Here is a 26,345-nt window from a genome sequence, read left to right on the forward strand (position 1 = left end):
GACAGCGATGCCGCGCATACGGCCGGCCCCCCACATCGGCGGGCGACTACGAGCAGGGCCACCACCCCGTTCGCGGGATCTACCGGGTGACCTTCGACCGGTCGAAGAACGCGTCGGCCGCCGGCTGGGGAGGGCTGCCTCGCCGAGATCATCGCCGTCCCCGGAGACCCGTCCGAGGACACCACCGTCGCCCAGCACGTGCGTGTCATGAAGGACGGCCGCGTCTACAAGAACCTCTGAACGCAGAACCTCTGAACGCAGAACCTGTGAATGCCCGCGCGACGAAGCGCACGTGCCGGGAGCGTGATGCTCGTCGACTCGCGGCCGGGGCGCGTCAGAACACCGTGCCCACGTCCTTGGCGATCAGATCGTCGGTCGCCCGCTCCGCGACCGCGGCGATCGTCATCGAGGGGTTGCAGGCGGCGGCGGTGCCGGGCAGCAGGGCGCCGTCGAGCACGTAGAGGCCGCGATGGCCCCTGACCCGGCCGGCGAGGTCGCACACGGTGCCCATGGAGGCGCCGCCGAGCGGATGCCAGGTGGAGGGGTAGGCGCCGGTCGTGTCCGTGAGCACCGACCCCGGGCCGGTGATCCTGGTGACGCGCTCGTTGATCCGCTTGTAGAGCGTGTCGTCGGCGCCCTTCGGCCACTGCAGCACGGCGTCGTCCTTGGCGGAGTCATAGGCGAACCGGCCGCGCCCCTTGCTCACCCCGTATCCGACGATCATGGTGGACCGGATGTCGGGGAGGGGCGGGAGGGACGCCTGGATCACCGTGTTCGCCGTCTCGGGGTCCTGCCATTCGAGGCTGCCGTAGACGACCGGGCCGCCCTGGGGAGCGCCGAAGTCGTCCTCGAAATCGGTCCAGATGTAGATGCGGTCGCCGTTGGAGCCCCAGCCGGTGCCGAGGCCGTCGGGCATGTCGGGGATCTGGCCCTTCGCCGAGGCGCGCATGAGGAGCCGGGTGGTGCCGGCGGTCCCGGCCGCCATGACGAGCGCCCCGGCGGTGATGATCTTCTTCTCCAGGACGGTCCCGTCGGTGGCGATCCGGTCGACGCGGACCTGCCAGCGGCCGTCCCTCGCCAGCGCGACGTCGGTGACGTTGTGCTGCGTCGCGACGGTCACGCGCCCGGTGGCCTGGGCGGCGGCGATGTAGGTGACGTCCACCGAGTGCTTGCCGCCGTTGTTCACCCCCAGGGAGCAGTCGCCGTTGGTGTAGGACGGCTTCATCTCGCCCTTCAGCTCGCGCAGCGCGAACGTCCAGTCGATCGGCATCGGGATCTTCGACGCCTTGTAGCCGGCGCGTTCGACGTGGCGGGCGAAGATGCGAGAGGGGTTGTAGGTCCTGCTGCCGATCAGCTCGTCCGGTGCGGTCTCGATCCGCAGCATCCGCGCGACGCGGCGGTAGTGGATCCGGTCCATCCGGGCGTAGTCGAGCTGCTCGGGCAGGGTGGCGTTGAAGACGTTCTCCGCGGGCTGGAGGGTCATGCCCTGGTAGACCAGCGACCCGCCGCCGACGCCGGCGGCCACGATCATGTCCATCCCGTTGCCGGGCACCTGCTCCAGCAGCCCGGTGTAGTGCGGGAACGGGTCCGCCGGGATCCCGAAGATGGTCGGGGTCGATCCGAGCCAGAACATCCGCTTGTCCGGTGACGTGGCGTGCGGGAACGTCTCGGCGTTCGGGCCGGTGGGCCACCAGACGCCGCGCTCCAGCACCAGGCACTCCACGCCCGCCTGCGCAAACCGGAGGGCCGCCACGCCGCCGCCGAAGCCGGAGCCGATGATGACGGCGCGGTGCTCCTCGCGCGTCACCGGCGCGCGGCGAGATACGGTGGCCCGGGCCGAGGGCGCTCCGGCGGCGGCGAGTCCGGCGGTGGCGGCGGCGCCCGCCAGCAGGGCACGACGGCTCATCTCGGGCATGATCACTCCGTTCGGTCGAGCGAAGGGCGGGGGGCGGCCGGCCTCCCGTGGCGTACGCTCCTTCGTCGGCCGGGGAAGGGGGACCGCGTCGGCGGGCGGCATCGTCGCCGTGGGCCGGCTGCTGGGAAACGTGCGGCGCCGCCTTAGCGAAACGCCACCGTTCTCTTAACGGTGTGCCCATGGTAGGAGCGGGGGCGCGCCGTGGTTACTAACGGAACTGAGTGATTCGCCGGAGAGAACGTGAGCTCGGATGCCAACCGCGAGGTGAAGCGGCGCAGCCGTATCTCGCCCGACCGTGCGGCCGGACTGTTCGCGCTCGTGCTCGACCGGTTGCGCGAGGTCGGGTACGAAGCCCTCAGCGTGGAGTCGGTCGCCGCCCAGGCGCGGATGAGCAAGGCCACCATCTACCGGCAGTGGGGCGGCAAGCCCGAGCTGGTCATCGCGGCGGTGCGCTCGCTCGGCCCGCTGGACGTCGACGGCATCGACGCCGGGAACCTGCGCGACGACCTGAAGGCGTACATCGCCCAGTACCACCTCATGACCGCGATGGACCGCGAGATGAACCGGGCGGTGGCCCATGCGATCCACCGCGACGCCCGCCTGATGGAGGCCGTCCGCCAGGCCCTCGTCGAACCCGGCCTCGCCGCACTGGACGCCATCCTGGCGCGGGCCGTCGGCCGCGGTGAGGTCGCCGCCGACTGCCCGGCCCTTCCTTACGTCAAGTACATGCTGATAGGGACGCTGGCGAGCGAGGTGCACCTCGGCGACACCATCGACCTCGACTTCCTGCGCGGCTACGTCGACCATGTGGTCGCGCCCGCTCTCGGCCTGCCGCCCGCGCGCTGAAGGCGGGCCGGTCCGGGCCATCGGGGGCCGAGATGCGGCGCTCGGCCGGTCCTGCGTTTGCGTGGGGCGTTGGTTGGTGTGGGGAGTGAGCGCGGGGCGCGCGGTTCCCGGCCTGCCTTTTCTGCTCCGCCTTGGGGCGCCGAGGCGCCGGGCGGGCTGCCGCCGTAGCCGTTGGTCCTGGTGCGTCTTCTCTGCTCTCTCCGCCAACGCCGCTGGCGGAGAGCTAGTGAAGGTTCAGGTTCCGGTGGTCTTGCAGGAGGGCGGGGATGGGGATGTTGGTGGTTTGGGTGAGCCAGCCGAAGCCGCCCAGGCCGGCGGGGTCGGTCAGTTCGGCGTCCTCGCCTGCGTGGCAGAGGGCGGCTACGTAGGCGCGGGGGTCTTGGTGGGCCAGGTCGAGAGGTGGGCGGGTTCCCGAGAGGCCCAGGGCGCGCAGGGCCTCGCGCTGGGTCGTCAGGAGGCTGGACGTCGCGCCGGCGCGACGTCCGGCGACCAGGCAGGCGTCGAGCGCGACATGGGCGGTGACGTCGCATGATCCGTCCGGGACGGCGGGGACGGTCGCGCCGTCGCGGTAGCCGGTCAGCGACCCGTAGACGGGGCGCGACTCGCGGGAGTGCGAGTAGTCGACGGCGAGCGCGAGGCCGGCGGACAGGCGGCCGATCACGGAGGCCCACGCGGCGCAGCGCGGATGCCCGATCTCGGCGCGGTCGCCCGGTTCGGCCAGCGGCCACCACTCCTCCAGCCAGCCGCGGTCTTCGTCGGACGGCGGCGGCCCCGGTCGCTCGGTGCCGCTGAACGGGTCGACCAGCACGGTCCGGATGCCCTCGGGTGTGCGTTCCACCACGTCCAGCGGCACGTTGTCGAGCCACTCGTTCGCGACGGCGAGGCCGGTGATGCGGCCGGGCAGGTCGGGGCGCCAGACGATCCGGGACGGGACGTCGGCGGGACGCGGCGCGAGTTCCACCGCCGTCGGGACGAGCCGGGCGTCCAGGTCGGGCGGCACGCGGGCCAGGATGTTGCCCAGCAGGCGGCCGGATCCGGCGCCGATGTCGACCACGTCCAGCCGGTCGGGGTGGCCGAGCAGGGCGTCGACCTCGACCAGCAGGCGGCCGATGGCGGCGGCGAACCGCGGCGAGGCGTGCACCGAGGTGCGGAAGTGCTCGGCGGGGCGTTCGCGCCGGTAGAAGCCGTCCTCCCCGTAAAGGGCCCGCTCCATGGCGGTGCGCCACGTCAGCCATCCGGAAACCAGCGACTCCACGAGAGCGACGTTACCGTGAGTGGCGGGTCCGGACGGGCCATCCCTGCGGCGGACGAGGGGTCCGACCTTCGGCTGATCCCGGAGTGACCTGCTGGTACGTACGCTGTCGAGCATGGTGGCGAGCGCATGGGAGTGGCTGCGGGGCAAGAAGCCGCTCGTCGACGCCTTCTTCGCGCTGCCGGTCCTGTTCTTCTCGGTGCCGTCGCTGCTGGTGGGGCCGAGCGGGATCGGCGCCGGGCCCTACGTGCTGCTGACCGTCGCGCTGACCGGACCGCTGGTGCTGCGCCGGACGTTCCCCCGGACGGTCTTCGCCGTCGTCGCGCTGGTCTCCTTCGTCCAGTGCGTCATGGGGCAGATCCCGGTGCCGGCGAACGTGGCGGTCCTGATGGGGCTCTACACGGTCACGGCCGGGTGCGCGTTCCGCTGGGGGCTCGCGGCGGCGCTGATCGGCGAGGTGGGCTCGGTCATGGTGACCTACCGCTACCCGACCGGCGCCGACGACCGGAAGTTCTCGTTCGTGATGATGACGGTGCTGGTGGCGGGCGTGTACGTCCTCGGACTGCACATGCGCACGCGCCGGGCTTACCTGCGTTCGGTGGAGGAGCGGGCCGAGCGGCTGGAGCGCGAGCGCGACAACGAGGTCAAGGTGGCGATGGCGGCCGAGCGCGCCCGCATCGCCCGCGAGCTGCACGACGTGGTGGCCCACAACGTCAGCGTGATCATCGTGCAGGCGGACGGCGCGTCCTACGCCATCGACACCGACGTGGGACGGGCCCGGCAGGCGCTCGACACGATCTCCTCGACGGGGCGGCTGGCGCTGGCGGAGATGCGGCGGCTCCTCGGCGTGCTGCGCGAGAACGACGACGCCGGCGAGTACGCGCCGCAGCCGGGGGTGGCGCAACTGGACGAGCTGGTCGAACAGGTCCGCGCGGCCGGGCTGGCGGTGGAGTTCGAGGTGGACGGGACCCCCGCGGCCATGTCGGAGGGGCGCCAGCTCACGGTCTACCGCATCATCCAGGAGGCGCTGACCAACGCGCTCAAGCATGGTGGCCCGCGGGTGAGCGTGTCGGTACGGATGTGCTACTCCGGCGACGCGCTGGAGATCCGGGTGGTCGACGACGGCCGCGGTGCGGCCGCGCTCGACGACGGCCGCGGCCACGGGCTGGCGGGGATGCGCGAACGCGTCGCCGTGTACGGCGGCACGGTCGCCGTCGGCCCGCGCACCGGCGGCGGTTTCGAGGTGGCCGCGATCCTCCCGGTTCGCGAGGAGGTCGCCGCGTGACCGGTCGCGGCGGGCGGGATCAGGGCGTGCGGCGCCCGTCGCCGGACGTGCGGGGAGCCGCGGACTGGGAGGTGGCATGACGGACGTGGCGGCGCCCATCCGGGTGGTGCTCGTGGACGATCAGGAGCTGGTGCGGGCCGGGTTCAGGATGGTGCTGGACGCGCAGCCCGACATCGAGGTCGCCGGCGAGGCCGGGGACGGGCTGCAGGCGCTGGAGCTTCTGCGGAACACGCGGGCGGACGTGGTGCTGATGGACGTCCGGATGCCGCGGATGGACGGGATCGAGGCGACGCGGCAGGTGGTGGCGCGGTCCGGGCCGAAGGTCGTCATCCTGACCACGTTCGACCTGGACGAGTACGCGTTCGCCGCGATCAGAGCGGGCGCGGGCGGGTTCATGCTGAAGGACGCGGGGCCGGCGCAGCTCATCGAGGCGATCAAGGCGGTGCACTCGGGGGACGCGGTGGTGGCGCCGAGCACGACCAGGCGGCTGCTGGACCGGTTCGCGGTGCATCTGCCGGACGCCGAGGAGAAGGCGGTGGGGGCGCTGGAGAGCCTGACCGACCGGGAGAACGAGGTGCTGCTGCTCGTCGCGCGCGGAATGTCGAACGCGGAGATCGCCGGACGGCTCTACGTCTCGGAGGCCACGGTGAAGACCCACATGGGGCGGATCCTGATGAAACTCGGCCTGCGCGACCGGGTGCAGGCGGTCGTGTTCGCCTACGAGACGGGTCTGGTGAAAAGCGGTCAAACCGGCCCATCCGCGTAACGCCTTGAGCCTTCCGTGATCATCATTTGGCGCCATCCTGGGACGCCCGTTCGACCTTCCTTGAAGTGACCGGGTAGCTACCGTACGCGACGCCGTCTTAGCGGGCGACGTCGGCAATGTCACCTCGGGCACTGCTAAGCCCACGTACGGGAGGACTCTCGTGATCAAGAAGCTCGCCGCCACCGGCATCCTCGGCTTCGCCATGGCCGGCTCCGCCCTCGCAGTGGCGCCCGCATACGCCGCTACCTACGGTGGCGGGTGGGACGACCACGGCAAGGGCCACCACGGCAAGGGCCACCATGACAAGGACCACCACGGCAAGGGTCACCATGGCAAGGGCCACGACGAGAACTGGTTCAGCCACAACAAGACCAGCGACAACTTCGGGATCCTGAACGGGACCCAGGTGATCGCGCCGATCTCGGTCCCCGTGGACGTCTGCGGCAACGCCATCGCCGTCCTCGGCGGTGCGAGCGCCCACTGCAAGGGCGGCTCGTCCGTCAACTACGGGCACTGACACGGCACCGGACGGGTCTGCGGCCCGTCCGCCGAGGCGCCGGAGACCGACGCTGTCTCCGGCGCCTTCGCGTGCCCGCGCCCCGACCGGGCGGGGGCGGCGGGTGGGGGGACGGCCGTCTACGACTCAGGTCGTACGCGGGCTGGCCGGATAGCCGAGAGAGTGAGGCGGAGCGTGGCCGCCGGGTCGATGGCAGGGACGGCGCGGATTCCTAGCGTGGAGCGCGTCCATCCACGACCCGAAGGAGTCACCGTGACCAGCACGTTCGCCGAGCCGCCCGGGGGATCCCCCGCCGCCGGGGCACCGCCGGCCGTCACCGCCGAGGGCGTGTCCAAGGTGTACGGGTCCGGTGACGCGGCCGTCCACGCGCTCCGCGGGGTCGACGTCGGGTTCGCCAGGGGCGCGTTCACCGCGATCATGGGGCCGTCCGGATCGGGGAAGTCGACGCTGATGCACTGCCTGGCCGGGCTCGACACCGTCACCGGCGGGCGGATCGTCCTCGGCGACGCCGAGATCACCGGGATGGGCGACCGGCAGTTGACGATGCTGCGCCGCGACCGCGTCGGGTTCGTGTTCCAGGCGTTCAACCTGCTGCCGACGCTCACCGCCGAGCAGAACGTCCTGCTGCCCATGGAGCTGGCCGGGCGCAGGCCCGATCGGGCCTGGTTCGCGCGGGTCGTCGACACCCTGGGCCTGCGGGACCGGCTCGGGCACCGGCCGAGCGAGCTGTCGGGCGGCCAGCAGCAGCGGGTGGCGTGCGCCCGCGCGATCGTCGCCCGGCCCGAGGTGATCTTCGCGGACGAGCCGACCGGCAACCTCGACTCCCGCGCGGGCGCCGAGGTCCTGGGGTTCCTGCGCTCCTCGGTCCGCGAGATGGGGCAGACGATCGTGATGGTCACCCACGACCCGGTGGCCGCCTCGTACGCCGACCGGGTGGTGTTCCTGCGGGACGGGGAGATCGTGTCGGAGATCTTCCAGCCGACCCCGGACGCCGTCCTGGACCGGTTGAAGGGCCTGGGGGCGTGATGCTGCGGACGACTCTCGCGGGCCTGCGCGCCCACAAGCTGCGGCTGCTGCTCACGGCGGTGGCCATCACCCTCGGCGTCGGGTTCATCTCGGGGACGTTCGTCCTGACGGACACGCTGGACAAGGGCGTCTCCAGGACGTTCGCCAAGTCGGCCGACAAGGTCGACTACGCGGTGCTGCCCAAGAGCGACGACTCCGGCAAGGGCGTCCCCCCGGCACTGCTCAGCAGGGTCAAGGCGCTCCCCGGCGTCACGGACGTCCAGGGCGCCGTGAAGGGTGACGCCGCCCTGGTGGGCAAGGACGGCAAGGCGGTCGGTGACTTCCCGACGGTCGGGATGTCCGTGCCGTCCGGACGCCTGCTGCGCTACGACGTCGACAAGGGCCGTCCCCCGTCGGGCGCGGGGGAGACCGTCCTCGACACGCAGCTCGCCGAGCGGGAGGGCTACTCCGTCGGGAACGCGGTGACGGTCCTCGACCACGGGAGCCGGCCGCACCGGTTCACGGTCGTCGGACTGGTCGACTTCGGCATCGACCAGGAGGCGAGCTTCCGGGGCGCCGTGGGCTTCGACCCGGCGACCGCGATGCGGATGACCGGCGAGAAGACCTACCGCGAGCTCGACATAGCGGGCGGCTCCGGGGACGCGGTCAAGGCCGCCGCGCGCGGCGCCTACCGCGTGTACACGGGCGAGGAGCTCGGCGCGCGGCTGGCCAGGGCGGCGGGTGCCGACACCAAGATCATTCGGACCGGTCTGCTGATCTTCGGGCTGGTCGCCCTGCTGGTGTCCGCCCTGGTCATCTACAACACGTTCTCGATCCTGATCGCTCAGCGGATGCGGGAGATGGCGCTGCTGCGCTGCGTCGGCGCGACGCGCCGGCAGGTGTTCGGAGGCGTGGTGGTGGAGTCCGCCGTCGTCGGCCTGGTCGGCTCCCTGCTCGGCCTCGTCGCCGGGGTCGGCCTCGGCGAGGGCGCGCTGGTCGTGGTCAGCAGGCTGAACGAGCGCGTGGCCGTCGCCGGGCCGTCCCTGGCGGTGCGGACGGTCGTGGCCGGCCTGGCGGTCGGCATCATGGTGACGGTCCTGTCCGCGCTGCTGCCCGCCCGCGCGGCCACCCGGGTCTCGCCGGTCGCCGCGCTGCGCGCCGACCTGGAGCCGGGCACCGGACGGTTCAGGCTCGGCCTGGTGCGCACCGTCCTCGCCGTCCTGCTGGGCGCCGCGGGCCTGGCCATCGGCGGTCTCGGCTCGCTCGGCATGGAGAAGGGCGAGGCCGCGATGTACGCGGTCGCGTTCGCAGGCGGCGTGTTCTTCCTCGGCGTGATCGCGGCGATGCCGGCGCTCGTCCGTCCGCTCGGACGGGTCGCGGGCGCGCTCCCGGCACGGCTCGGCGGCGTCCCGGGGCGGCTGGCCGTGGCGAACGCGCAGCGCGCGCCCCGCCGCACCGCGACCACGACGATCGCGCTGACCGTCGGCGTCGGGCTGATGAGCCTGTTCGCGGTGGTCGCGGCGAGCGGCAAGGCGACGGCCGCGCACCAGCTGGAGGAGCAGTTCCCCGTCCAGTTCCAGATCCGGCCGCAGAGCTTCGACGGGACCCTCCCGCACGCGCTCACCGAGACGCTGCGCACCCGGCCCGAGGTCGCCGTCGTGGTCGAGACCCGGCGCAGGGAGACCCGGGTCGGCGGCGACGACGCCGACATCTCGACGATCACCACCTCGGCGCTCGGAAAGATCCTCAAGCCGGAGGTCAGGCGCGGGTCGCTGGACGCCGCACTGAAGCCGGGCACCGCGATGGTGGACGAGGAGACGGCCCAGTCGTCGGGCCGGGCCCTCGGGGACACCCTGCGGGTCCGGACGGCGAACGGCGCCGTCCCGGTGAAGATCACCGCCGTCTACGCGGTGGGCGCGGGCCTCGACGGGATCATCGTCCCGGAGCCGGACTTCACCCGGTACTTCGGTGTCCTGGACCCGGCGGGGATCTACGTCAAGACCCGCGACGGCGTCCCCGCCTCCCAGGCACGCCGGGCCGTCGACGACGCCGCGCGCCCCTACCCGGCCGCGAAGGTCGCCTCGTCCGCCGAGTTCGAGGAGACGCTGACCAAGGCCATCGACATGGTTCTGATGATCTTCGGCGGGCTGCTCGGGCTGGCGATCGTCATCGCGCTGTTCGGCATCGCCAACACGCTGACCCTGTCGGTCGTGGAGCGCACCCGCGAGTCCGCGCTGCTGCGCGCCCTCGGCCTCACCAAGCGCCAGCTGCGCCGGATGCTGTCGGTGGAAGCGCTGGTCATGGCCGTCATAGGCGCGGCCACCGGGGTCGTGCTCGGGGTGGGCTTCGGCTGGGCCGCGACGAACGCGATGGCGAGCGACTCGATCTTCTCGCTGCCCTACCTGCAGGTCATCGGGTTCGTGGTCCTCGCGGGCGCGGCCGGGATGGCCGCCGCCGTGCTGCCCGCGCGGCGCGCCGCGAGGACGTCCATCGTGGAGTCCCTCGCGCATGACTGAATGGGGGGCGGGGTGACGATCGTCACCCACCGGACCGCGCGGCGGGGTCCCGCGGGTACGCTGGTGCGCGCACGTCCGGTACCTACCTGAGGACTGGAACGAAACCGATGGACCCACAGGTCACGCCCCCTTCCGGCACGCCCGGAAACGGGCCGGGCTACGGTGGGGGGGCGACCCCCCACACCCCCCGTAAGAACGAGATGGGCTCCAGTGGGGGGGCGACCCCCCATACCCCCCGTAAGAACGAGATGGAGAACCCGGAGGACCGGCCCGCGCGGCTCGCGGTCGGCGTCGTCGGCGCCGGCCGCGTCGGTACGGCGCTCGGCGCCGCGCTGTCGCGCGCGGGCCACCGGGTCGTCGCCGCCACCGCCGTGTCGGAGCGGTCGCGGGCGCGCGTCGAGGAACGCCTCCCCGGGGCCGGCGTGGCCGCCCCGCAGGAGGTGGTGGCCGCCGCCGACCTGGTGCTGCTGACCGTCCCGGACGACGAGCTGCCCGAGCTCGCCACCGGGCTCGTCTCCGCGGGCGTCCCGGTCACCGGCAAGCTCGTCCTGCACACCAGCGGCCGCTTCGGCACCGCCGTCCTGGACCCGCTCACCCGCGCGGGCGCGCTGCCGCTGGCCCTGCACCCCGTGATGACCTTCACCGGACGCCCGGACGACGTGAACCGGCTCACCGGCATCTCGTTCGGCGTCACCTCGCCCGAGCCGCTGCGCCCGGTCGCCGAGGCCCTCGTCCTGGAGATGGGCGGCGAGCCCGTATGGATCACCGAGGAGGCGCGCCCGCTCTACCACGCGGCGCTCGCCGGAGGCGCGAACCACCTGGTCACCCTGGTCGTGGAGGCCATGGACCTGCTGCGCGCCGCGGGCGTGGCCGAACCCGGCCGGATGCTCGGCCCGCTCCTCGGCGCCGCCCTCGACAACGGGCTGCGGCTCGGCATCGACGGGCTCACCGGGCCCGTCGCGCGCGGGGACGCCGGAACGGTGGCCGGCCACCTCGCGGAGCTGGGCAAGGTGTCGGCGGAGAGCCGCCGCGCCTACATCGCGCTGGCCCGCCTCACCGCCGACCGCGCGCTCGGCGCCGGACTGCTCAAAGCCGAGGACGCCGAACGGCTCCTCGAAGCGCTGGCCGACTGACAGCCCCGACCTAAAGCCTCGACCGACACTGCCGACCGACAGCCCCGACCGACAGCACCGGCCGATCGAACAGGAAGGGAACGGCATTGGCTACTGGCGTTTCCGGCGAGCACGGCCCCGGCCGGCGCCCGCCGTCGCGTGAGGGGACGGACGCGTCGTGACACCGATCGTCGCGCGCACGCGCGAGGAACTGGCGCAGGCCCGGTCGAAGGCCGGGGGCACGCTGGCGCTCGTCCCGACCATGGGCGCCCTGCACGAGGGCCACCTGTCACTGATGCGACAGGCCCGCCGCAACGCGGACGCGGTCGCGGTCAGCGTCTTCGTCAACCCGCTCCAGTTCGGGCCGGGCGAGGACTTCGACCGCTACCCCCGCACGTTCGCCGCCGACCTGGAAGCCTGCGCCTCCGAGGGCGTGGACTTCGTGTTCGCGCCGGCGCGCGAGGTCATGTACCCGGACGAGCCGCAGGTCACGGTCAGGTCGGGGCCCATGGGCGAGGTCGTCGAGGGGGCCGCGCGACCCGGCCACTTCGACGGGATGCTCACCGTCGTGCTGAAGCTGCTCAACCTCGTCCGCCCCGATGTGGCGGTCTTCGGGGAGAAGGACGCGCAGCAGCTCGCGATGATCCGGCGGATGGTCGCCGACCTGAACGTCCCCGTGGAGGTGGTCGGGGCGCCGACCGTCCGCGAGCCGGACGGGCTGGCGCTGTCGAGCCGCAACCGCTACCTGTCCGGGCCCGAGCGCCTGACCGCGCTCGCCCTGTCGCGCGCCCTGCGGGCCGGAGCCGACGCCTCCGCCTCCGGCCCGGACGCCGTGCTGGCGGCCGCGCGCACCGTCCTCTCCGACGCCGAAGCCGCCGACCCGCCCCTCGTCCTGGACTACCTGGTCCTCGTCGACCCGGCGACCTTCGACGAGATCACCGGACCGCACGCCGGCCGGGCCGTCCTCGCCGTCGCGGGCCGCGTCGGCGCCACCCACCTCATCGACAACGTTCCCCTCCAGCTCGGCAAGGAGCACTGATGTTCCGGACGATGTTCAAGTCGAAGATCCACCGCGCCACGGTGACCCAGGCGGACCTGCACTACGTCGGCTCGCTGACCATCGACCAGGACCTGATGGACGCCGCCGACCTGCTGCCCGGCGAGCAGGTCTCGATCGTGGACATCGACAACGGCGCCCGCCTGGAGACCTACCTGATCGCCGGCGAGCGCGGCTCCGGCGTCATCGGGATCAACGGCGCGGCGGCCCGGCTCGTGCAGCCCGGCGACCTGGTCATCATCATCAGCTACGCGCAGATGACCGACGCCGAGGCCCGCGAGTTCGTCCCCGCCGTCGTGCACGTCGACCGCTCCAACAAGATCATTTCGCTGGGCTCCGACCCCGCCGAGCCCGTGCCCGGCACCAGCACCACCCGGGGCGACCTGATCCGCAACTGACCTCCTCGGGGCCGGTCGGCCGGGGGGCGGGTATCCAGGCGGTCCGGGGTTAGGGTCATAATGACGAGAACCGACCCCGGAGGAGGGCTCGTGATCCCTTCCGTTCTGCACGCCCCCGCGCCCGGCTGGACCAGCGACGCCGACATCGTCGTCATCGGGTCCGGCATCGCCGGCCTGGTCGCCGCGCTGCGCTGCCGGCCCCACGGCCGGGTGCTGCTCGTCACCAAGGCCCTCCTGGACGCCGGGTCGACCCGGTGGGCGCAGGGCGGCATCGCCGCCGCGCTCGCGCCCGACGACACGCCCGAGGAGCACCTGGCCGACACCCTCACCGCGGGCGTCGGCATCTGCGACGAGGACGCCGTCCGCGCGCTCGTCACCGAGGGACCGGACGCCGTCCGGGGCCTGATCGACCTCGGCACAGCCTTCGACCGCTCCGGCGGCGGCGACATCGCCCTCACCCGCGAGGGCGGCCACCACCGGCGCCGCATCGCGCACGCGGGCGGGGACGCCACCGGCGCCGAGATCAGTCGTGCCCTCCTCGCCGAGCTCAAGGACTCGGGCGTCGAGGTGATCGAGCACGCGCTGGTCCTCGACCTGCTGAAGGACGCCGCGGGACGCGCCGCGGGCGTCACCCTGCACGTCATGGGCGAGGGGCAGCCGGGCGGCGTCGGCGCGGTCCGCGCCCGCGCCGTCGTGCTCGCCACCGGCGGGCTCGGCCAGGTGTTCTCCGCCACGACCAACCCCGAGGTCTCCACGGGCGACGGCGTCGCGCTCGCGCTGCGCGCCGGGGCCGAGGTCACCGACCTGGAGTTCGTCCAGTTCCACCCGACCGTGCTGTGGCTCGGCGAGGGCGCGACGGGGCAGCAGCCGCTGATCTCCGAGGCCGTCCGCGGCGAGGGCGCGCACCTGATCGACCACGCCGGCGTGCGCTTCATGACCGGACGCCACGAACTCGCCGAGCTGGCCCCCCGCGACGTCGTCGCCAAGGGGATCATGAACCGGATGCGCGAGACGGGCGCGTCCCACATGCTGCTCGACGGCCGCCACCTGGGCGCGGCGACCTGGGAGACCCGGTTCCCGACCATCCTGGCCGCATGCCGCCACCACGGCATCGACCCGGTGACCGAGCCGATCCCGGTCGTGCCCGCCGCGCACTACGCCAGCGGAGGCGTCCGCACGGACCTGTACGGCCGCACGTCCGTCCCCGGCCTCTACGCCTGCGGCGAGGTCGCCTGCACAGGCGTCCACGGCGCGAACCGCCTCGCCTCCAACTCCCTCCTGGAAGGCCTGGTCTTCGCCGCCAGAATCGCCGCAGCCCTTTCCGAGGAGCTCCCCGCCCCCCTGGCGAACACCGCCGCCCCACCCGGACCCGAACAGGGCGGGTTGCTGGAGCCGGGACTGCGGGGGGAGGTTCAGCGGATCATGACCTCCTATGTGGGGGTGTTGCGGCAGGCCGGGGGGCTGGAGGCCGCGGCGCGGGAACTGGAGGGACTCGGGCGCGGGAGCGTGGAGCCCGGGGTGGAGGCATGGGAGGTCACCAACCTGTACACCGTCGCGTCCGCGATCGTGGCGGCGGCGCGGCGGCGGGAGGAGACGCGCGGGAGCCACTGGCGGGAGGACTACCCCGAGCGCGCGGACGGGACGTGGCGCGGCCACCTCGTCACCCGCCTGGCGGGGAACGTCCTGACGACCACCTACGAATCTCTGGAAGGGAAGCGCTCATGACACCGGAACTCTCGCAGAGGCTGACAGCCGCCGGGCTGGATCCACAGGCTGTGGAAAACCTCGTCCGGACGGCGCTGGCCGAGGACGGCGAGGTCGACGTCACCAGCACCCCGATCTTCGCGCCGCAGGACACCGCGAGCGGGGTGTTGAAGGCGCGCGAGGAGGGCGTCGTCGCGGGCGTCGCGGTGGCGTGCGCCGTCTTCGAGCTGCTGGACGTCGCCTACGAGGCGAAGGTCGAGGACGGCGACCGGGTCGCGCCGGGGCAGGTCCTCATCGCGGTCGGCGGCTCCACCAGGGCGATCCTCAGGGCGGAGAGGACGGCACTGAACCTCCTCACGCACCTGTCCGGAATCGCGACCGCGACCCGCCGGTGGATGGACGCCATGGAGGGCACCAAGGCGAAGGTCCGCGACACCCGCAAGACCCTCCCCGGCCTGCGGGCCTTGCAGAAGTACGCCGTGCACTGCGGAGGCGGCGTCAACCACCGGATGGGCCTGCACGACGCCGCGCTCATCAAGGACAACCACATAGCGGCGGCCGGCGGGGTCACCAAGGCGTACGAGGCGATCCGCGCCGTGTACCCGTCCCTGCACGTCCAGGTGGAGTGCGACACCCTCGCGCAGGTCGAGGAGGCCCTGACGGTGGGAGCCACGAGCATCCTGCTCGACAACATGACCGACGCCGAGATGACCGAGGCGGTCCGGCTGGTGGCAGGACGGGCGGAGCTCGAGGCCAGCGGTGGCCTTACCCTGGAGCGGGCCCGAGACGTCGCCGTGACCGGGGTGGACTACCTTGCGGTCGGCGCGCTGACGCACTCGGCGCACGTGTTCGACATCGGCCTTGACTTCACCTGAACAGCGGGGACCTGATGCTGCTGACCATCGACGTCGGTAACACCCAGACCGTTCTCGGTCTCTTCGAGGGCGACGAGGTGATCGAGCACTGGAGGATCAACACCGACCCGCGGCGCACCGCCGACGAGATCGCGGTGGTCCTGCAGGGACTCGTCCAGCAGAGCCCGCTGCTGGCCGAGACCGACATCAGCGGCATCGCGCTGTGCTCCACGGTCCCCTCCGTCCTGCACGAGATGCGGGAGATGTGCCGCCGCTACTACGGCGACGTGACCGCGGTGATCGTGGAGCCGGGCGTCAAGACCGGCGTCCCCGTCCGGATGGACAACCCGAAGGAGGTCGGCGCCGACCGCATCGTGAACGCGCTCGCCGCCGTCCACACCCACGGCGGACCCGCGATCGTGGTCGACTTCGGCACCGCCACCACCTTCGACGCGGTCTCCGCCAAGGGCGAGTACGTGGGCGGCGCGATCGCCCCCGGCATCGAGATCTCGATCGACGCGCTGTCCTCCCGCGGCGCGCAGCTCCACAAGATCGAGCTGGTCCGGCCGCGCAACGTGATCGCCAAGAACACGGTCGAGGCGCTGCAGTCCGGGATCATCTTCGGCTTCGCCGGCCAGGTGGACGGCATCGTCGAGCGCATGTCGGAGGAGCTCGCCGAGGACCCGGGGGAGGTCACGGTCATCGCCACCGGCGGCCTCGCCCCGCTCGTCCTGGAGGAGTCCCGCAGCATCGACGAGTTCGAGCCGTGGCTCACCCTCATCGGCCTCCGCCTCATCTACGAGCGCAACACGCCGTGACGGGCCGGTGATCGCGCCGAAGTGGTTCGCCCCGCACCGGACGGGCTGGATAGCCTTGCGATGTGAGTGACGAGACCTTCGACGAGCTCCCCGAGCAGATGCGCGTGCGCCGGGAGAAGCTCGACCGGCTCCGCGAGAGCGGGATCGACCCCTACCCGGTGACCTTCCCGCGTACGGCGACGACCGCCGGGATCCGCGCGAAACACACCGGCCTGGAGCCGGGCACCGAGACGGGCGAGAAAGCCGGCGTCACCGGTCGCGTCATGCTGATCCGCAACACCGGGAAGCTGTGCTTCGCCACCATACGGGACGCCGACGGCGACATCCAGATCATGCTGTCGCTGGCCAAGGTCGGGCAGGAGCAGCTCGACTTCTGGAAGCGCGAGGTCGACCTCGGCGACCATGTCGGCGTCGAGGGCGAGATCATCACCTCCCGCCGCGGCGAACTGTCGATCATGGCGGACCGGTTCGCGATCACGTCCAAGTGCCTGCGGCCGCTGCCGGAGAAGCACGCCGGCCTGACCGATCCGGAGGCGCGGGTCCGGCAGCGCTACGTCGACCTGATCGTCAACGACGAGGCGCGGCGGATGGCGCGGCTGCGCAGCGCGACCGTCCGCGCGGTCCGCGACTTCTGGCACGAGGAGGGCTACCTCGAGGTCGAGACGCCCATGCTCCAGCCGATCCACGGCGGGGCCGCGGCGCGCCCGTTCCGGACGCACATCAACGCCTACGACATGGACCTCTACCTGCGCATCGCGATCGAGCTGTACCTCAAGCGGCTCGTCGTCGGCGGCATCGAGAAGGTTTTCGAGATCAACCGCAACTTCCGCAACGAGGGCGCGGACTCCACGCACAACCCCGAGTTCACGATGATCGAGGCCTACGGGACCTACCTCGACTACAACGACATGGCCGACCTGACCCAGCGGATGTACCAGAAGGCGGTCGTCGCGGCCCTCGACACCACCGTGGTCGTCCACGACGGCGTCGAGATCGACCTCGGCCTCCCGGAATGGCCGCGGATCACCCTGTACGGGGCGGTGTCGGAGGCGCTCGGCGAGAAGATCACGCCGCACACGCCGATCGAGTCCGTGCGCAAGCTCGCGGACGCCCGCGACATCTCGTGGGACCCCGGGTGGGGGCAGGGCAAGCTCGTCCAGGAGCTCTTCGAGGAGCTGGTCGAGCACACCCTCGTCCAGCCCACGTTCGTCATGGACTACCCGGTCGAGACGTCCCCGCTGACCCGCCAGCACCGCGAGGAGCCGCTGCTCACCGAGAAGTGGGACCTCATCGGGTTCGGCACGGAGCTCGGCACCGCCTACTCCGAGCTGGTCGACCCGATCGAGCAGCGCCGCCGCCTCACCGAGCAGTCGCTGCTCGCCGCGGGCGGCGACCCCGAGGCCATGCAGCTGGACGAGGACTTCCTGCGCGCCCTGGAGTACGCGATGCCCCCCACGGGCGGGATGGGCGCCGGCATCGACCGAATGATCATGGCGTTCACCGGCAAGGGGATCCGCGACACGATCCTGTTCCCGCTGGTCAAGCCCGAATGACGACCGGAAGCCCGCGCAGCCCGCGCAGCACGAGGTTGTCGCGGTAGACGAGGTCGTCTGCGGCGAGGGCCACGTCGCGCTCGAACAGCCTGCCGAGCGCGACGCGGCCCTCCAGCCGGGCCAGCGGCGCGCCGAGGCAGAAGTGGACGCCGTGCCCGAACGACAGGTGCCTCGGCGTGTCGCGTCCCTCGGCGTAGCGGAGCAGGTCCAGCCGGTCGGGCTCGTCGAAGACCGCCGGGTCGCGGTTGGCGGCGCCGGTCAGCAGGAGGACGAGCTTCCCGCGCTCGATGAGCGTGCCGTCCAGGTCGACGTCCTCCAACGCCGACCGCAGGGTCAGCTGCACCGGCGGGTCGAAGCGCAGCAGCTCCTCCACCGCCGCCTGGACGTTCCCCTGCCGCTCCCGGAAGAGCCGCAACTGCGCGGGATCGCGGAGCAGTGCCAGCGCGCCGTTCCCGATGAGGTTCACGGTCGTCTCATGGCCCGCGACGAGCAGCAGGATGCACGTCGCCAGCAGTTCCTCCTCCGACAGGACGTCTCCGCCGTCGGAGACGCCCACGAGGGCGCTCAGCAGGTCGTCGCGCGGCTCGGCCCGGCGCTTGGCGGCCAGCACCCGGAAGTACTCCGCGAACTCCTCGCGCGCCGCGTCCCGCTGGGCGATCTCGGCCTCCGGCAGCAGGAAGTCGGGGTCCAGGCCGCGCGCGAGACTGTCCGACCAGCCCTTGAACAGGTCGCGGTCCTCGGCGGGAACGCCGAGCATCTCGCTGATCAGGATGACGGGCAGCGGGTAGGCCAGCGTCGCCATCAGGTCGACCTCGCCGGAGACGGGCTCCAGCAGCGCGTCGACGAGCTCCTCGACCCGGGGCCGCAGCCGCTCCACGAGGCGGGGCGTGAACGCCTTGCTGACGAGCCGGCGCAGCCGCGTGTGGTCGGGCGGGTCCATGGTCAGGAACGACCGGTGCCGCGCCCGCACCTCGCGCCACACGCCGCCGCCCGAGGGGCGGTGCCCGAACCGGGGGTCGCGCAGCACCCGCTCGCACAGCTCGTAGGACGCGGTGACGCGCAGGCCGACGTCCGTCCGGTGCAGGCTCCGCCCGCCGGCTCCGAGCGTCCGGTAATGGGCGTAGGGGTCGGCGCGGAACGCCGGGTCGCCCGGGTCGAAGCCGAGCACCGCCGTCGCACCGGCCCGTACCGTCTGGCCCGTCCTGTCCTCCATGCCTCCAAGCGGACCCGAACCTGAGACGAGATGTCAACAGCGCCGTCCGCGGGGGCTAGGCGCTTTCCCGTATCACCAGGTCGGGCCGCTGGACGACCTGGCGGTGCTGGTGGGACTTGCCTTCGCCGATCTCGGCCATCGCCAGTTCGGCGGCCTCCCAGCCGAGCTCGCGGCGCGGCTGCCGGACGGTGGTGAGCGGTACGGCGGCGCTCGCCGCGAGCTCGATGTCGTCGTAGCCGATCACGGCGACGTCCTCGGGGACGCGGACGCCGAGCCGGATCAGCTCGTTGACCAGGCCGATCGCGAGCAGGTCGTTGGCGCAGAACACGCCGTCGGGCACCGGCGACATGGCCATGAGCTGGTGCGCCGCGGCCTGCCCCTCCGTGGGGCTCAGGGCCTCCTTGACCAGGACCGGCGGCTTGCCGAGGCCCGCCTCGACGATCGTGCGGGCGGCCCCGTCGCGGCGTTCCACGCACGGCTGCGGCTCGGGGGTCCCGGTCACGAACGCGATGCGGTCCCGTCCGATGCCGAGCAGGTACGCGGCGGCGGCCTCGCCGCCCGCCACATGGTCGACCCGGGCGGAGCACACGTCGGAGGCGTCCCGGTCGATCAGCACCACGCTCATGCCCGCGGCGCGCAGCCGGGAGATGTCGCGGGGGCCGATCCCGACCGGGATGACCAGGACCCCGGCGGCCCGCTGGTCGGCGAGCAGTTCCAGCAGGCGGATCTCCTTGTCGGGGGAGTGGTCGCTGGACAGCCAGAGGGCGTCGTGGCCCGCCGCGTTGAGCGCGGCCTCCGCGCCCCGCGCGACATCGGTCGCGTACGGGTTGGCGAGGTCCTCGACGAGGACGCCGAACGCCCGGCGCGGCTGGTCGCCGAACTCGCCCGCGGTCCGTTCGGGGCCCGTGCGGAGCCGGCGCGCGGACTCGTTGCGGACGAATCCGAGCTCCTCGATCGCCGCGCGGACGCGGTCACGGGTAGCTTCGGCCACGAGGTCTGGCCGGTTTAGGACATTCGAAACGGTCCCAACTGAGACTCCAGCACGCCTCGCGACCTCACGAATACTGGTCTGTGGCAACTCGCTCCTCGTCCCGCTCCATGGGCGTTTTCCCAGGTAGTGGAGTTTGGCATGGCGGGGCACCGAATGCACGGTCACACATGGTGAGCGAACGGGCACGCAGCGCTCTTGACCGGCGCTTGACGGGCCGGATCCGGCCGCCTAGCGTTCCGAGCCGAAGCGTAGCTTGAAACGATTCACGATCTTCGTTCACCGCGGAGAACCGGTGGTTCGGCGAGAAGGGGGCGGGCGGATGGCTGGCGATCACATCCCGTCTCCCTCGGCAGGCCAACGAGTGAATCGTCACCCGGAGTTCCCCCGTACACCCCCGCAATCGGCCATGCGGCCACCTCCGGCCAAGCGCGCGAGACAGAAAAGGAATCCGATGATCTAAGTCCGGAAAGGTCCGGACCCGGCAACCCAACGCGCGTACAGATCGAGGCCCAACCCGTGCCTGTGCAGCGGACGGCTGCATCCCCGCGGTCATCACCACGGACGAGGGAGGACGGAGTGGAAACAGCCACACTCGCACGTCGTGGCACCGACGATTTCGGGCTGAGCGAAGAAGAGATCCGGCTGCTCGCCCAGATCGCCAGCGGTGTCACCGCCGATGTGGCGGCACGCAAGCTGGAACTGAGCGCTCGGACCTTGCGACGCCGGCTGCGGACGATCTGCGACCGGCTGGAGGTCAACACCCCTATCGAGGCCGTGGTGTGGGCGGCCCGGAGGCAGCTCATCTAGCGATGCACCCCCGACGCTCGCCAGGGGACGGCGAGCGTCATCCGGAGAAACGGCGGCTCATCCGAATTCCGTCCGACCCCGCAGCGGCGGCGCCCGCGCCCTGGCAGGTAGGTCCCTGCAGAAGGCGTCGCCGCGGACGGCGTTCGGGCCTGACAGGCCCACCCGGCCCGCACCGGCCTCCGGCAAGCCCGACCCCGCGACGGCCCTGGCCGACGTACCCCTGCCCGTTCAGCGCAGGATGACGTACGGCACGGCGGACTCGATCGGCGGACGGGGCGGCCCCGGCACTGCTGACCGGCCCGTGGGACGGGGGCGACCGACGCGCCTCGGCCGACCAGGGCGGCGCGGTCGGCGCCAGGCCGGTCGATCTGCTCGACGAGGTGGACGCTCGGTGCGGTGGCGGGATCCTAGGCGACCCGGACGCCGCCCGCGAAGGGGCGTCCGCCCATGGAGGCGATCTTCACGACGTCTCCGGTGTGCGGGGCGTGCAGCATCTTGTCGCCGCCGACGTAGATCCCCATGTGGTGCAGGTCGGAGTAGAAGAAGACGAGGTCGCCCGGCTGCAGCTCGCTGCGCGACACGTGCGTTCCGGCGTTCCACTGGCTGCCGGTGTAGTGCGGCAGGTTGATCCCGACCTGCCTGTAGGCCCACATCGTGAGGCCGGAGCAGTCGAAGGTGGTCGGGCCGGCGGCGCCCCACACGTACGGACGGCCGATCTTGCCCATCGCGTACCGGAGCGCCTGCGCGGCCTTGCCGGTGCCGATGACGGGGAGCTTGGCGAGCTGGCTGGGGTCCTTGTCGACGAGCTTGCCGCGGATCTTCTCGTAGGCGTCGGTGACCTTCGTGCGCTGCGAGTCGAGCTGCGTCTTCAGGGCCTTCACCTGCTTGGCGCGGGCCTCGGCCGATTTGCGGGCCCGCTGGGCGGACTGCATGGCCTGCATCAGCCCGAGCACCTGGGTGCTGTCCTGCTTGGCGAAGTAGTGGAGGGTCGCGGCCTGGTCGAGGACGGACTGCGGGTCCTGGGAGGCGACGAACGAGACCGCGGGGTCGGAGCCGCCCTGCATGTAGCTCGTCGCCGCGAGGGATCCGACCTTCTGGCGGAGCGCCTCCAGCGTCTTCTCCTGGCGCTTGGCGTTCTCCGTGGCGACCTTGGCGGCGCGCTGCGACTGCGCGAGCCTGACCTTCAGCCCGTTGTACTGCTCGGTGAGCTGCTCCAGCTGGTCGGCGAGCTTGAGCGCCTTCGTCCTCAGCTCCTTGGCGGAGGGCTCGGGGTCGGCGTGCGCGACGGCGATCGCATGTGGGGCGATCGCGTGCGGAGCGGCCGAAACGACGGCGAGCGCGCCGACCACGATGGCCGCGCGCCCACGGAAGTGTGAAAGGGAAGCATGCCGCGATCGCTTCACGAATACTCCTCTCCTCAGCCGCCTACCGGGTTAGCTGACGGGTTGGGGCCGGAGCAGCCCGTCCGCGTCCGCGAGCGAACCGATCGCCCGCGACTGCGGATTCACCCCTCACGGTCGTCGCTCAGGGCGATTCCCCGAAACGCTCCGAAAGTGGGTCCCCGGCTCCTCGGGCAGCTGGTTGCGACCCGTGGGACTCGGCGGTTCGGCCCCCGTCCTGCGGTGGGCCGACGTCAGCGAAGGACACTAACGGACCCCGCATTGGATGCCAACCAGAACATGCGAATTCGCAGGTCGCGCGGCGCGGTGAACGGGGAGAACGCCGGATGGGCCGCGTTCGGCGCGCTGTGTTCCGCCCCACTTCTCGGACACCCCCGGCGATGCCTAGTCTCTTTTATCTAGTTACTGGCGTGCGGTGCTCGGCGCGAGAGGGCGGAGGGCGTTACCTGGTGAGCTGCGGCGTTCGATAACCTCGCCTGTTTGTGGAAGTCGTGATCCGGCGTGCGCGTACCGCCGACGTCCAGGAGATCCGCAGGCTCGTCGACCTGCATGCCGGATCGGGGCGTCGCCTCCTGAAGAAGACGACGGTCAAGCTGTACGAGGACGTCCAGGAGTTCTGGGTCGCCGAGGACGTCCAGCACGGGACGCCGGGGCCGCTCGTCGGCTGCGGCGCCCTCCACGTCATGTGGGAGGACCTCGCGGAGGTCCGGTCGGTCGCCGTGGACAAGGGATGCGGGGGACGGGGGATCGGGCACCGGATCGTGACCCGCCTCTTGGAGAACGCGCGTGAACTCGGCGTGCGAAGGGTTTTCTGCCTTACCTTCGAGGTGGAGTTCTTCGCCCGCCACGGCTTCCAGCAGATCCTGGGGACTCCGGTGGCGCCAGAGGTGTACGAGGAACTTCTCCGCTCCTACGACGAAGGCGTGGCAGAGTTCTTGGACCTCGACCGGGTCAAGCCCAATACGTTGGGCAACACCCGGATGTTGCTTCGCCTGGAGGACTGACTCAATGAGCGATTCCCCCCGCCGCGGGCGGCCTTACCAGCCCCCGCAGGGGCAGGGTTCCTACGGCCCGCCGCCTCCTTACGACGGTTCTCAGTGGCAGCAACCGCAGCAGCGGCCGTCCCAGCAGCAGTGGGAACAGCAGCCCCAGCAGCAATGGCAGCCGCAACAGGATCAGTGGAACCAGCAGCCCGCCTACGACGACTACGGCTCCTACGACGGCGGCGGCGACCCGGAGCTGGCGCCGATCTACCGTAGGGCGGGCGCGCGAATCATCGACAACGCGCTCGTCGCGGTCTTCGGGTTCGCCCTCGTCCTGCCGGTGACGATCGGCGCGTTCGGTCTGGGCAAGCCCGGCAGCAAGACGGAGGATGAGGGGGGTGTGTGGAACTGGCCCATTATCTTCACCCTCTTCTGCGTCCTGTCCGTGCTGCCGTTCATCTACGAGGCCGTGCAGTTGTCGATGTGGGGCCGGACGCTGGGGAAGCGCGTCCTGGGCTTGGGCGTCGTTCAGGCGCGGCCTGCGGGCGCCCCCATCACCACGACACAGGCCGTCTGGCGTGCCGGGATCACCCACGTCGGTTACCAGCTCGGCGTTTTCTTCTTCCTCGTCTTGGCGGTGATGGTGTGGGACTACGCCGCGTACGGGATGGTGCTGGTCTGGGCGGGTGCGCTGATGGCCTACCTGTGGGCGATCTGGGACCAGCCCCTGCATCAGTCGCTGCACGATCGCTTCGCCGGCACGCTCGTCATTGACGAGCGCGCCGGATATGACGATTCCGAGTACTCCGAGTACGCGGACTAAGGCCACGATGGCGGCACCGCTCGCCGAGCCGGGGCAGAGGCTCCTGGCGCGCGTGGTAGACACACTCGTCGTCGGCGTCCCCGTCGTTCTGGTCGTCCGCGAACTGGTGTCCGGGCATACGGCGGACGTCATCGCTCCGTCCGCCGTGGCGGGATGCATGTTGCTGTACGAGGCGATCCAGCTCGCCCTGTGGGGCCGGACGCTCGGCAAGCGCGTCGCGGGCATAGAGGTGGTCGCGGCGACGGCTCAGGAGGCGCCTGAAGCGGCGCCGGAGGGGGCCGGGGGAGCGGGCGGCCACGCCGGGCTCGGCGAGGTGTCGGCCCTCCCCGTGTCCGTGCCGGGATTCGTGCCCGTGGCGGCTCCCGAGCCCGCGGAGACCGCGGCTCCGCCGGGGGCGGAGGTCGGAGGAGCGTCCACGCGTCCGGACGTTCTGCGCTGCGTTCTGCGGGCAGCCGTCTATTCGCTGCCGATCGGGCTGCGTCCGATTCCCGTTCTCGGTCTGCTCGCGAGCATCGTCTGGGTCGCGAACGCGGGGGCGGTGTTCGAGGGCGTTCGCCGCCAGGCTGTTCACGACAGGCTCGCCGGGACTCTCGTGGTAAAACGCCCGCGGCCCGAATCCTCGGCCTTCTGAGGCCCTCTCCGCCGCACCGGGACGTGCTCGCGGGGTCCGATAACACCCGTCCGATACCGCGCGCTAGCGTGCGCGGCCGGCCGTGCGCCCTGGCCGCGCACTGGTCCACTCGCGTGCGCCATACATGTTTTCGTCGAGATGGTCGTTGTTTCCGGACGCCCGAGGTGCCGACGGCATATGCCCGCTCGTTCCGGTTACGGTCCCGAAACCGGTGGGATGTGTCTCGTCCCGGACGTCGCCTCCGCTTTGACAGTTCCCTCCGATGCTGTTGCGGTGACCGGAACGGGACCGCTTGTCGGCGGCCGTGGACTTACTTCGGATGGCACGCTCTCGCCCTTGGAACGGACCTTTCGTGCGGTATGCCGGTGGCTGCGGGCGTAGCCGGAGGCGCGCCCTGCTCCGGCCTCCGGCGCCGGGTCGAAGAACGGGGACGGGCGGTGGGATTGTGTCCAAATCTCCCGATTTCGCGGCGACGGCGGTCGTTGCGGAGCATCCGCGTCCTGAGCAGGGCGCAAGCTTCTCGCGTCCGGTGGCGGCAACAGATTTCGGCGCTGGACCGTCCACCGTTATTCGTCCACATCGCCCGCCGGGCGTTGATCCGGCGCCGCGGTCGGCTGCGTATTACGACGCGGGCGCGCGGTTAGTGGCGATACGGCAGGTTAATCGCCGTGCCGCCGGCGTCGTCCGCAAACCCGGACCAATGCGCGCACGCCGGCGCAGGTCAGCACAGTACGCCGTGACACCGGTCACGCCTGAAAACCCGGGCGCGGCGCCGGGGCTTGGAAATTCATGGACGCCGGGCCGGATCCGGGCGTCGCCCGAGGGGCACGCGCACCCGAAACGATGAGGCCGATTACAGCCGGTCACGAGCGGGATGGCGACTTCGTGCGAGTGTCGGTTCACGGCGGATGCTGGAATTGTCATCTGCGAAGTTCTAGGTATATCTTTGGCACTCGATTGGAGTTTGCTCAAGCTGAAAGGTCTGTCCCCATGGCACAGAAGGTTCAAGTGCTTCTCGTCGACGACCTCGACGGTGGCGAGGCGGACGAGACCGTAGCGTTCTCGATCGACGGCGCCTCCTACGAGATCGACCTCAGTGGCGCCAACGCGACGAAGTTGCGGGAATCGCTGCAGCCGTTCGTCGAGAAGTCCCGCAAGGCGGGGACGGTCAACCGCCGCCGTCGGCAGCGCGGCGCGTCCAGCCGCGAGCGCAGTGCCGAGATCCGCGCCTGGGCCAAGAACAACGGCATCAAGGTCAATGAGCGCGGCCGCATCCCGGCTCACGTGATCGAGCAGTACGAGGCGGCCAACTGATCCGCCCGGACCGCCGGCGGCCCGTCTCCGTTCGCGAGGCGGGCCGTTCGCCGTTCGCGGCGTGAGCCGCTCACCGTTCGCGAGGCGAGTCGTTCGCGAGGCGAGCCGTTCGCCGGGTTCGTCGCCCGACGCGGCCCCCGCCGATTCACGGGCCGGCCGGACCGATGCGAAGAGTCGTTCGCTTGTGGCGTAGCGCCTGTGCGGTTCGGCGTGTCCGCCGTGAGGTACACAAGGCGCGCGGGTGGAAACTCCACCCTCATTCGGCACACTCGGCCCGCGCCTTGACCGACCTGCGGAAAGCCCCTCGTTCGCTTGGGGCGTAGCGGGAACATGACGCACCGATGCGGTAGTTGGATGAGACTGAACAGCGCATAGCTGGGGAACGTCTCCTGGTGGGAGTGCACCGGGCGGCCTCCTCGGGGCGGGCTAGCATGCGGAAGGACAGTTCCGGACGTTCCGGACTCTGCCCAACCGCTCTGTGAGGAGCGACGAGATGTTCGAGAGGTTCACCGACCGCGCGCGGCGGGTTGTTGTTCTGGCTCAGGAAGAGGCCAGGATGCTCAACCACAACTACATCGGTACCGA

23 protein-coding genes and 1 riboswitch are annotated in these 26,345 nt (G+C 71.5%); of the genes, 18 read left to right on the top strand and 5 right to left on the bottom strand.

Features of this window, described 5'->3' with window-relative positions; translation table 11 throughout:
- Positions 1-334 precede the first annotated feature (334 nt).
- Positions 335-1,906 carry a GMC oxidoreductase gene (locus CHC11_RS43140; protein ID WP_245920286.1) on the bottom strand — a complete coding sequence of 524 codons (1,572 nt, stop codon included), beginning with the start codon at positions 1,904-1,906 and terminating at the stop codon, positions 335-337.
- Positions 1,907-2,155: 249 nt separating this feature from the next.
- Here CHC11_RS43140 and CHC11_RS38740 point away from each other — a divergent pair, with 249 nt between their 5' ends.
- Positions 2,156-2,761 carry a TetR/AcrR family transcriptional regulator gene (locus tag CHC11_RS38740; protein WP_089316886.1) on the top strand — a complete coding sequence of 202 codons (606 nt, stop codon included), beginning with the start codon at positions 2,156-2,158 and terminating at the stop codon, positions 2,759-2,761.
- A 223-nt stretch (positions 2,762-2,984) separates the two neighbouring features.
- On the opposite strand, the gene CHC11_RS38745 is transcribed toward CHC11_RS38740, so the two are convergent.
- Positions 2,985-4,016 carry an SAM-dependent methyltransferase gene (locus tag CHC11_RS38745; RefSeq protein WP_342750036.1) on the bottom strand — a complete coding sequence of 344 codons (1,032 nt, stop codon included), beginning with the start codon at positions 4,014-4,016 and terminating at the stop codon, positions 2,985-2,987.
- Between the two features lie 112 nt (positions 4,017-4,128).
- On the opposite strand from CHC11_RS38745, the gene CHC11_RS38750 reads away from it, so the two are divergent.
- The 12 genes from CHC11_RS38750 to lysX all read left to right on the top strand — a co-directional run bounded on the left by CHC11_RS38750 (position 4,129) and on the right by lysX (position 17,598).
- Complete coding sequence (locus CHC11_RS38750) at positions 4,129-5,298, top strand: sensor histidine kinase (protein WP_089316888.1); 1,170 nt, start codon at positions 4,129-4,131, stop codon at positions 5,296-5,298.
- A 76-nt stretch (positions 5,299-5,374) separates the two neighbouring features.
- The gene (locus CHC11_RS38755; protein WP_089316889.1) at positions 5,375-6,064 is read left to right on the top strand and encodes a response regulator transcription factor; all 690 of its coding nucleotides are present in this window, start codon (positions 5,375-5,377) and stop codon (positions 6,062-6,064) included.
- A 160-nt stretch (positions 6,065-6,224) separates the two neighbouring features.
- A complete protein-coding gene (locus tag CHC11_RS38760) occupies positions 6,225-6,581 on the top strand; it encodes a chaplin family protein (RefSeq protein WP_089316890.1) in 357 nt (118 codons plus the stop codon).
- A gap of 252 nt (positions 6,582-6,833) precedes the next feature.
- Positions 6,834-7,607, top strand: coding sequence for an ABC transporter ATP-binding protein (locus tag CHC11_RS38765; RefSeq protein ID WP_245920287.1), 774 nt, complete (start codon positions 6,834-6,836; stop codon positions 7,605-7,607).
- Positions 7,607-10,102, top strand: coding sequence for an ABC transporter permease (locus tag CHC11_RS38770; RefSeq protein WP_089316891.1), 2,496 nt, complete (start codon positions 7,607-7,609; stop codon positions 10,100-10,102). Before CHC11_RS38765 ends, CHC11_RS38770 begins: the two co-directional genes overlap by 1 nt.
- A gap of 248 nt (positions 10,103-10,350) precedes the next feature.
- Positions 10,351-11,235 carry a Rossmann-like and DUF2520 domain-containing protein gene (locus CHC11_RS38775; protein WP_089316892.1) on the top strand — a complete coding sequence of 295 codons (885 nt, stop codon included), beginning with the start codon at positions 10,351-10,353 and terminating at the stop codon, positions 11,233-11,235.
- Positions 11,236-11,392: 157 nt separating this feature from the next.
- Entirely contained in the window at positions 11,393-12,253 is an 861-nt protein-coding gene (gene panC / locus CHC11_RS38780) for a pantoate--beta-alanine ligase (protein WP_089316893.1), read from the top strand.
- On the top strand, positions 12,253-12,669 hold the full coding sequence (gene panD / locus CHC11_RS38785) for an aspartate 1-decarboxylase (RefSeq protein ID WP_089316894.1): 417 nt from the start codon (positions 12,253-12,255) through the stop codon (positions 12,667-12,669). The genes panC and panD overlap by 1 nt, the downstream gene beginning before the upstream one ends.
- Before the next feature lie 90 nt (positions 12,670-12,759).
- Positions 12,760-14,394 carry an L-aspartate oxidase gene (locus tag CHC11_RS38790; RefSeq protein ID WP_245920288.1) on the top strand — a complete coding sequence of 545 codons (1,635 nt, stop codon included), beginning with the start codon at positions 12,760-12,762 and terminating at the stop codon, positions 14,392-14,394.
- Positions 14,391-15,248 (top strand): carboxylating nicotinate-nucleotide diphosphorylase, encoded by an 858-nt coding sequence (nadC, locus tag CHC11_RS38795; protein ID WP_089316896.1) that lies wholly within the window; start codon positions 14,391-14,393, stop codon positions 15,246-15,248. Before CHC11_RS38790 ends, nadC begins: the two co-directional genes overlap by 4 nt.
- Positions 15,249-15,262: 14 nt before the next feature.
- Complete coding sequence (locus CHC11_RS38800) at positions 15,263-16,045, top strand: type III pantothenate kinase (RefSeq protein ID WP_089316897.1); 783 nt, start codon at positions 15,263-15,265, stop codon at positions 16,043-16,045.
- Positions 16,046-16,143: 98 nt separating this feature from the next.
- Positions 16,144-17,598, top strand: a complete 1,455-nt coding sequence (lysX, locus tag CHC11_RS38805; protein WP_245920291.1) for a bifunctional lysylphosphatidylglycerol synthetase/lysine--tRNA ligase LysX — start codon at positions 16,144-16,146, stop codon at positions 17,596-17,598.
- Here lysX and CHC11_RS38810 read toward each other — a convergent pair.
- Both CHC11_RS38810 and CHC11_RS38815 read right to left on the bottom strand, forming a co-directional pair.
- Positions 17,585-18,811, bottom strand: coding sequence for a cytochrome P450 (locus CHC11_RS38810; RefSeq protein ID WP_089316899.1), 1,227 nt, complete (start codon positions 18,809-18,811; stop codon positions 17,585-17,587). The two genes, lysX and CHC11_RS38810, sit on opposite strands and share 14 nt — an antisense overlap.
- Before the next feature lie 55 nt (positions 18,812-18,866).
- Positions 18,867-19,889 carry a LacI family DNA-binding transcriptional regulator gene (locus tag CHC11_RS38815; RefSeq protein ID WP_089316900.1) on the bottom strand — a complete coding sequence of 341 codons (1,023 nt, stop codon included), beginning with the start codon at positions 19,887-19,889 and terminating at the stop codon, positions 18,867-18,869.
- 489 nt (positions 19,890-20,378) lie between these two features.
- On the opposite strand from CHC11_RS38815, the gene CHC11_RS38820 reads away from it, so the two are divergent.
- Positions 20,379-20,609 carry a transcriptional regulator gene (locus tag CHC11_RS38820; protein WP_021591725.1) on the top strand — a complete coding sequence of 77 codons (231 nt, stop codon included), beginning with the start codon at positions 20,379-20,381 and terminating at the stop codon, positions 20,607-20,609.
- A 407-nt stretch (positions 20,610-21,016) separates the two neighbouring features.
- Here CHC11_RS38820 and CHC11_RS38825 read toward each other — a convergent pair whose 3' ends face one another.
- A complete protein-coding gene (locus CHC11_RS38825; RefSeq protein ID WP_089316901.1) occupies positions 21,017-22,012 on the bottom strand; it encodes a C40 family peptidase in 996 nt (331 codons plus the stop codon).
- Positions 22,013-22,015: 3 nt separating this feature from the next.
- A riboswitch (cyclic di-AMP (ydaO/yuaA leader) is annotated at positions 22,016-22,222 on the bottom strand.
- Between the two features lie 269 nt (positions 22,223-22,491).
- On the opposite strand from CHC11_RS38825, the gene CHC11_RS38830 reads away from it, so the two are divergent.
- From CHC11_RS38830 to CHC11_RS38845, 4 genes are all read left to right on the top strand, one after another.
- Positions 22,492-23,013: an amino-acid N-acetyltransferase gene (locus CHC11_RS38830; RefSeq protein ID WP_425427383.1), complete on the top strand. Its 522-nt coding sequence runs from the start codon at positions 22,492-22,494 to the stop codon at positions 23,011-23,013.
- A 4-nt stretch (positions 23,014-23,017) separates the two neighbouring features.
- Entirely contained in the window at positions 23,018-23,815 is a 798-nt protein-coding gene (locus CHC11_RS38835; protein ID WP_089316903.1) for an RDD family protein, read from the top strand.
- Between the two features lie 7 nt (positions 23,816-23,822).
- The gene (locus CHC11_RS43145; RefSeq protein ID WP_281258443.1) at positions 23,823-24,446 is read left to right on the top strand and encodes an RDD family protein; all 624 of its coding nucleotides are present in this window, start codon (positions 23,823-23,825) and stop codon (positions 24,444-24,446) included.
- 990 nt (positions 24,447-25,436) lie between these two features.
- On the top strand, positions 25,437-25,760 hold the full coding sequence (locus tag CHC11_RS38845; protein ID WP_089316904.1) for a histone-like nucleoid-structuring protein Lsr2: 324 nt from the start codon (positions 25,437-25,439) through the stop codon (positions 25,758-25,760).
- Positions 25,761-26,345 lie beyond the last annotated feature (585 nt).

This window comes from Actinomadura mexicana, from assembly GCF_900188105.1.
In the GTDB taxonomy this organism is placed as follows: domain Bacteria; phylum Actinomycetota; class Actinomycetes; order Streptosporangiales; family Streptosporangiaceae; genus Spirillospora; species Spirillospora mexicana.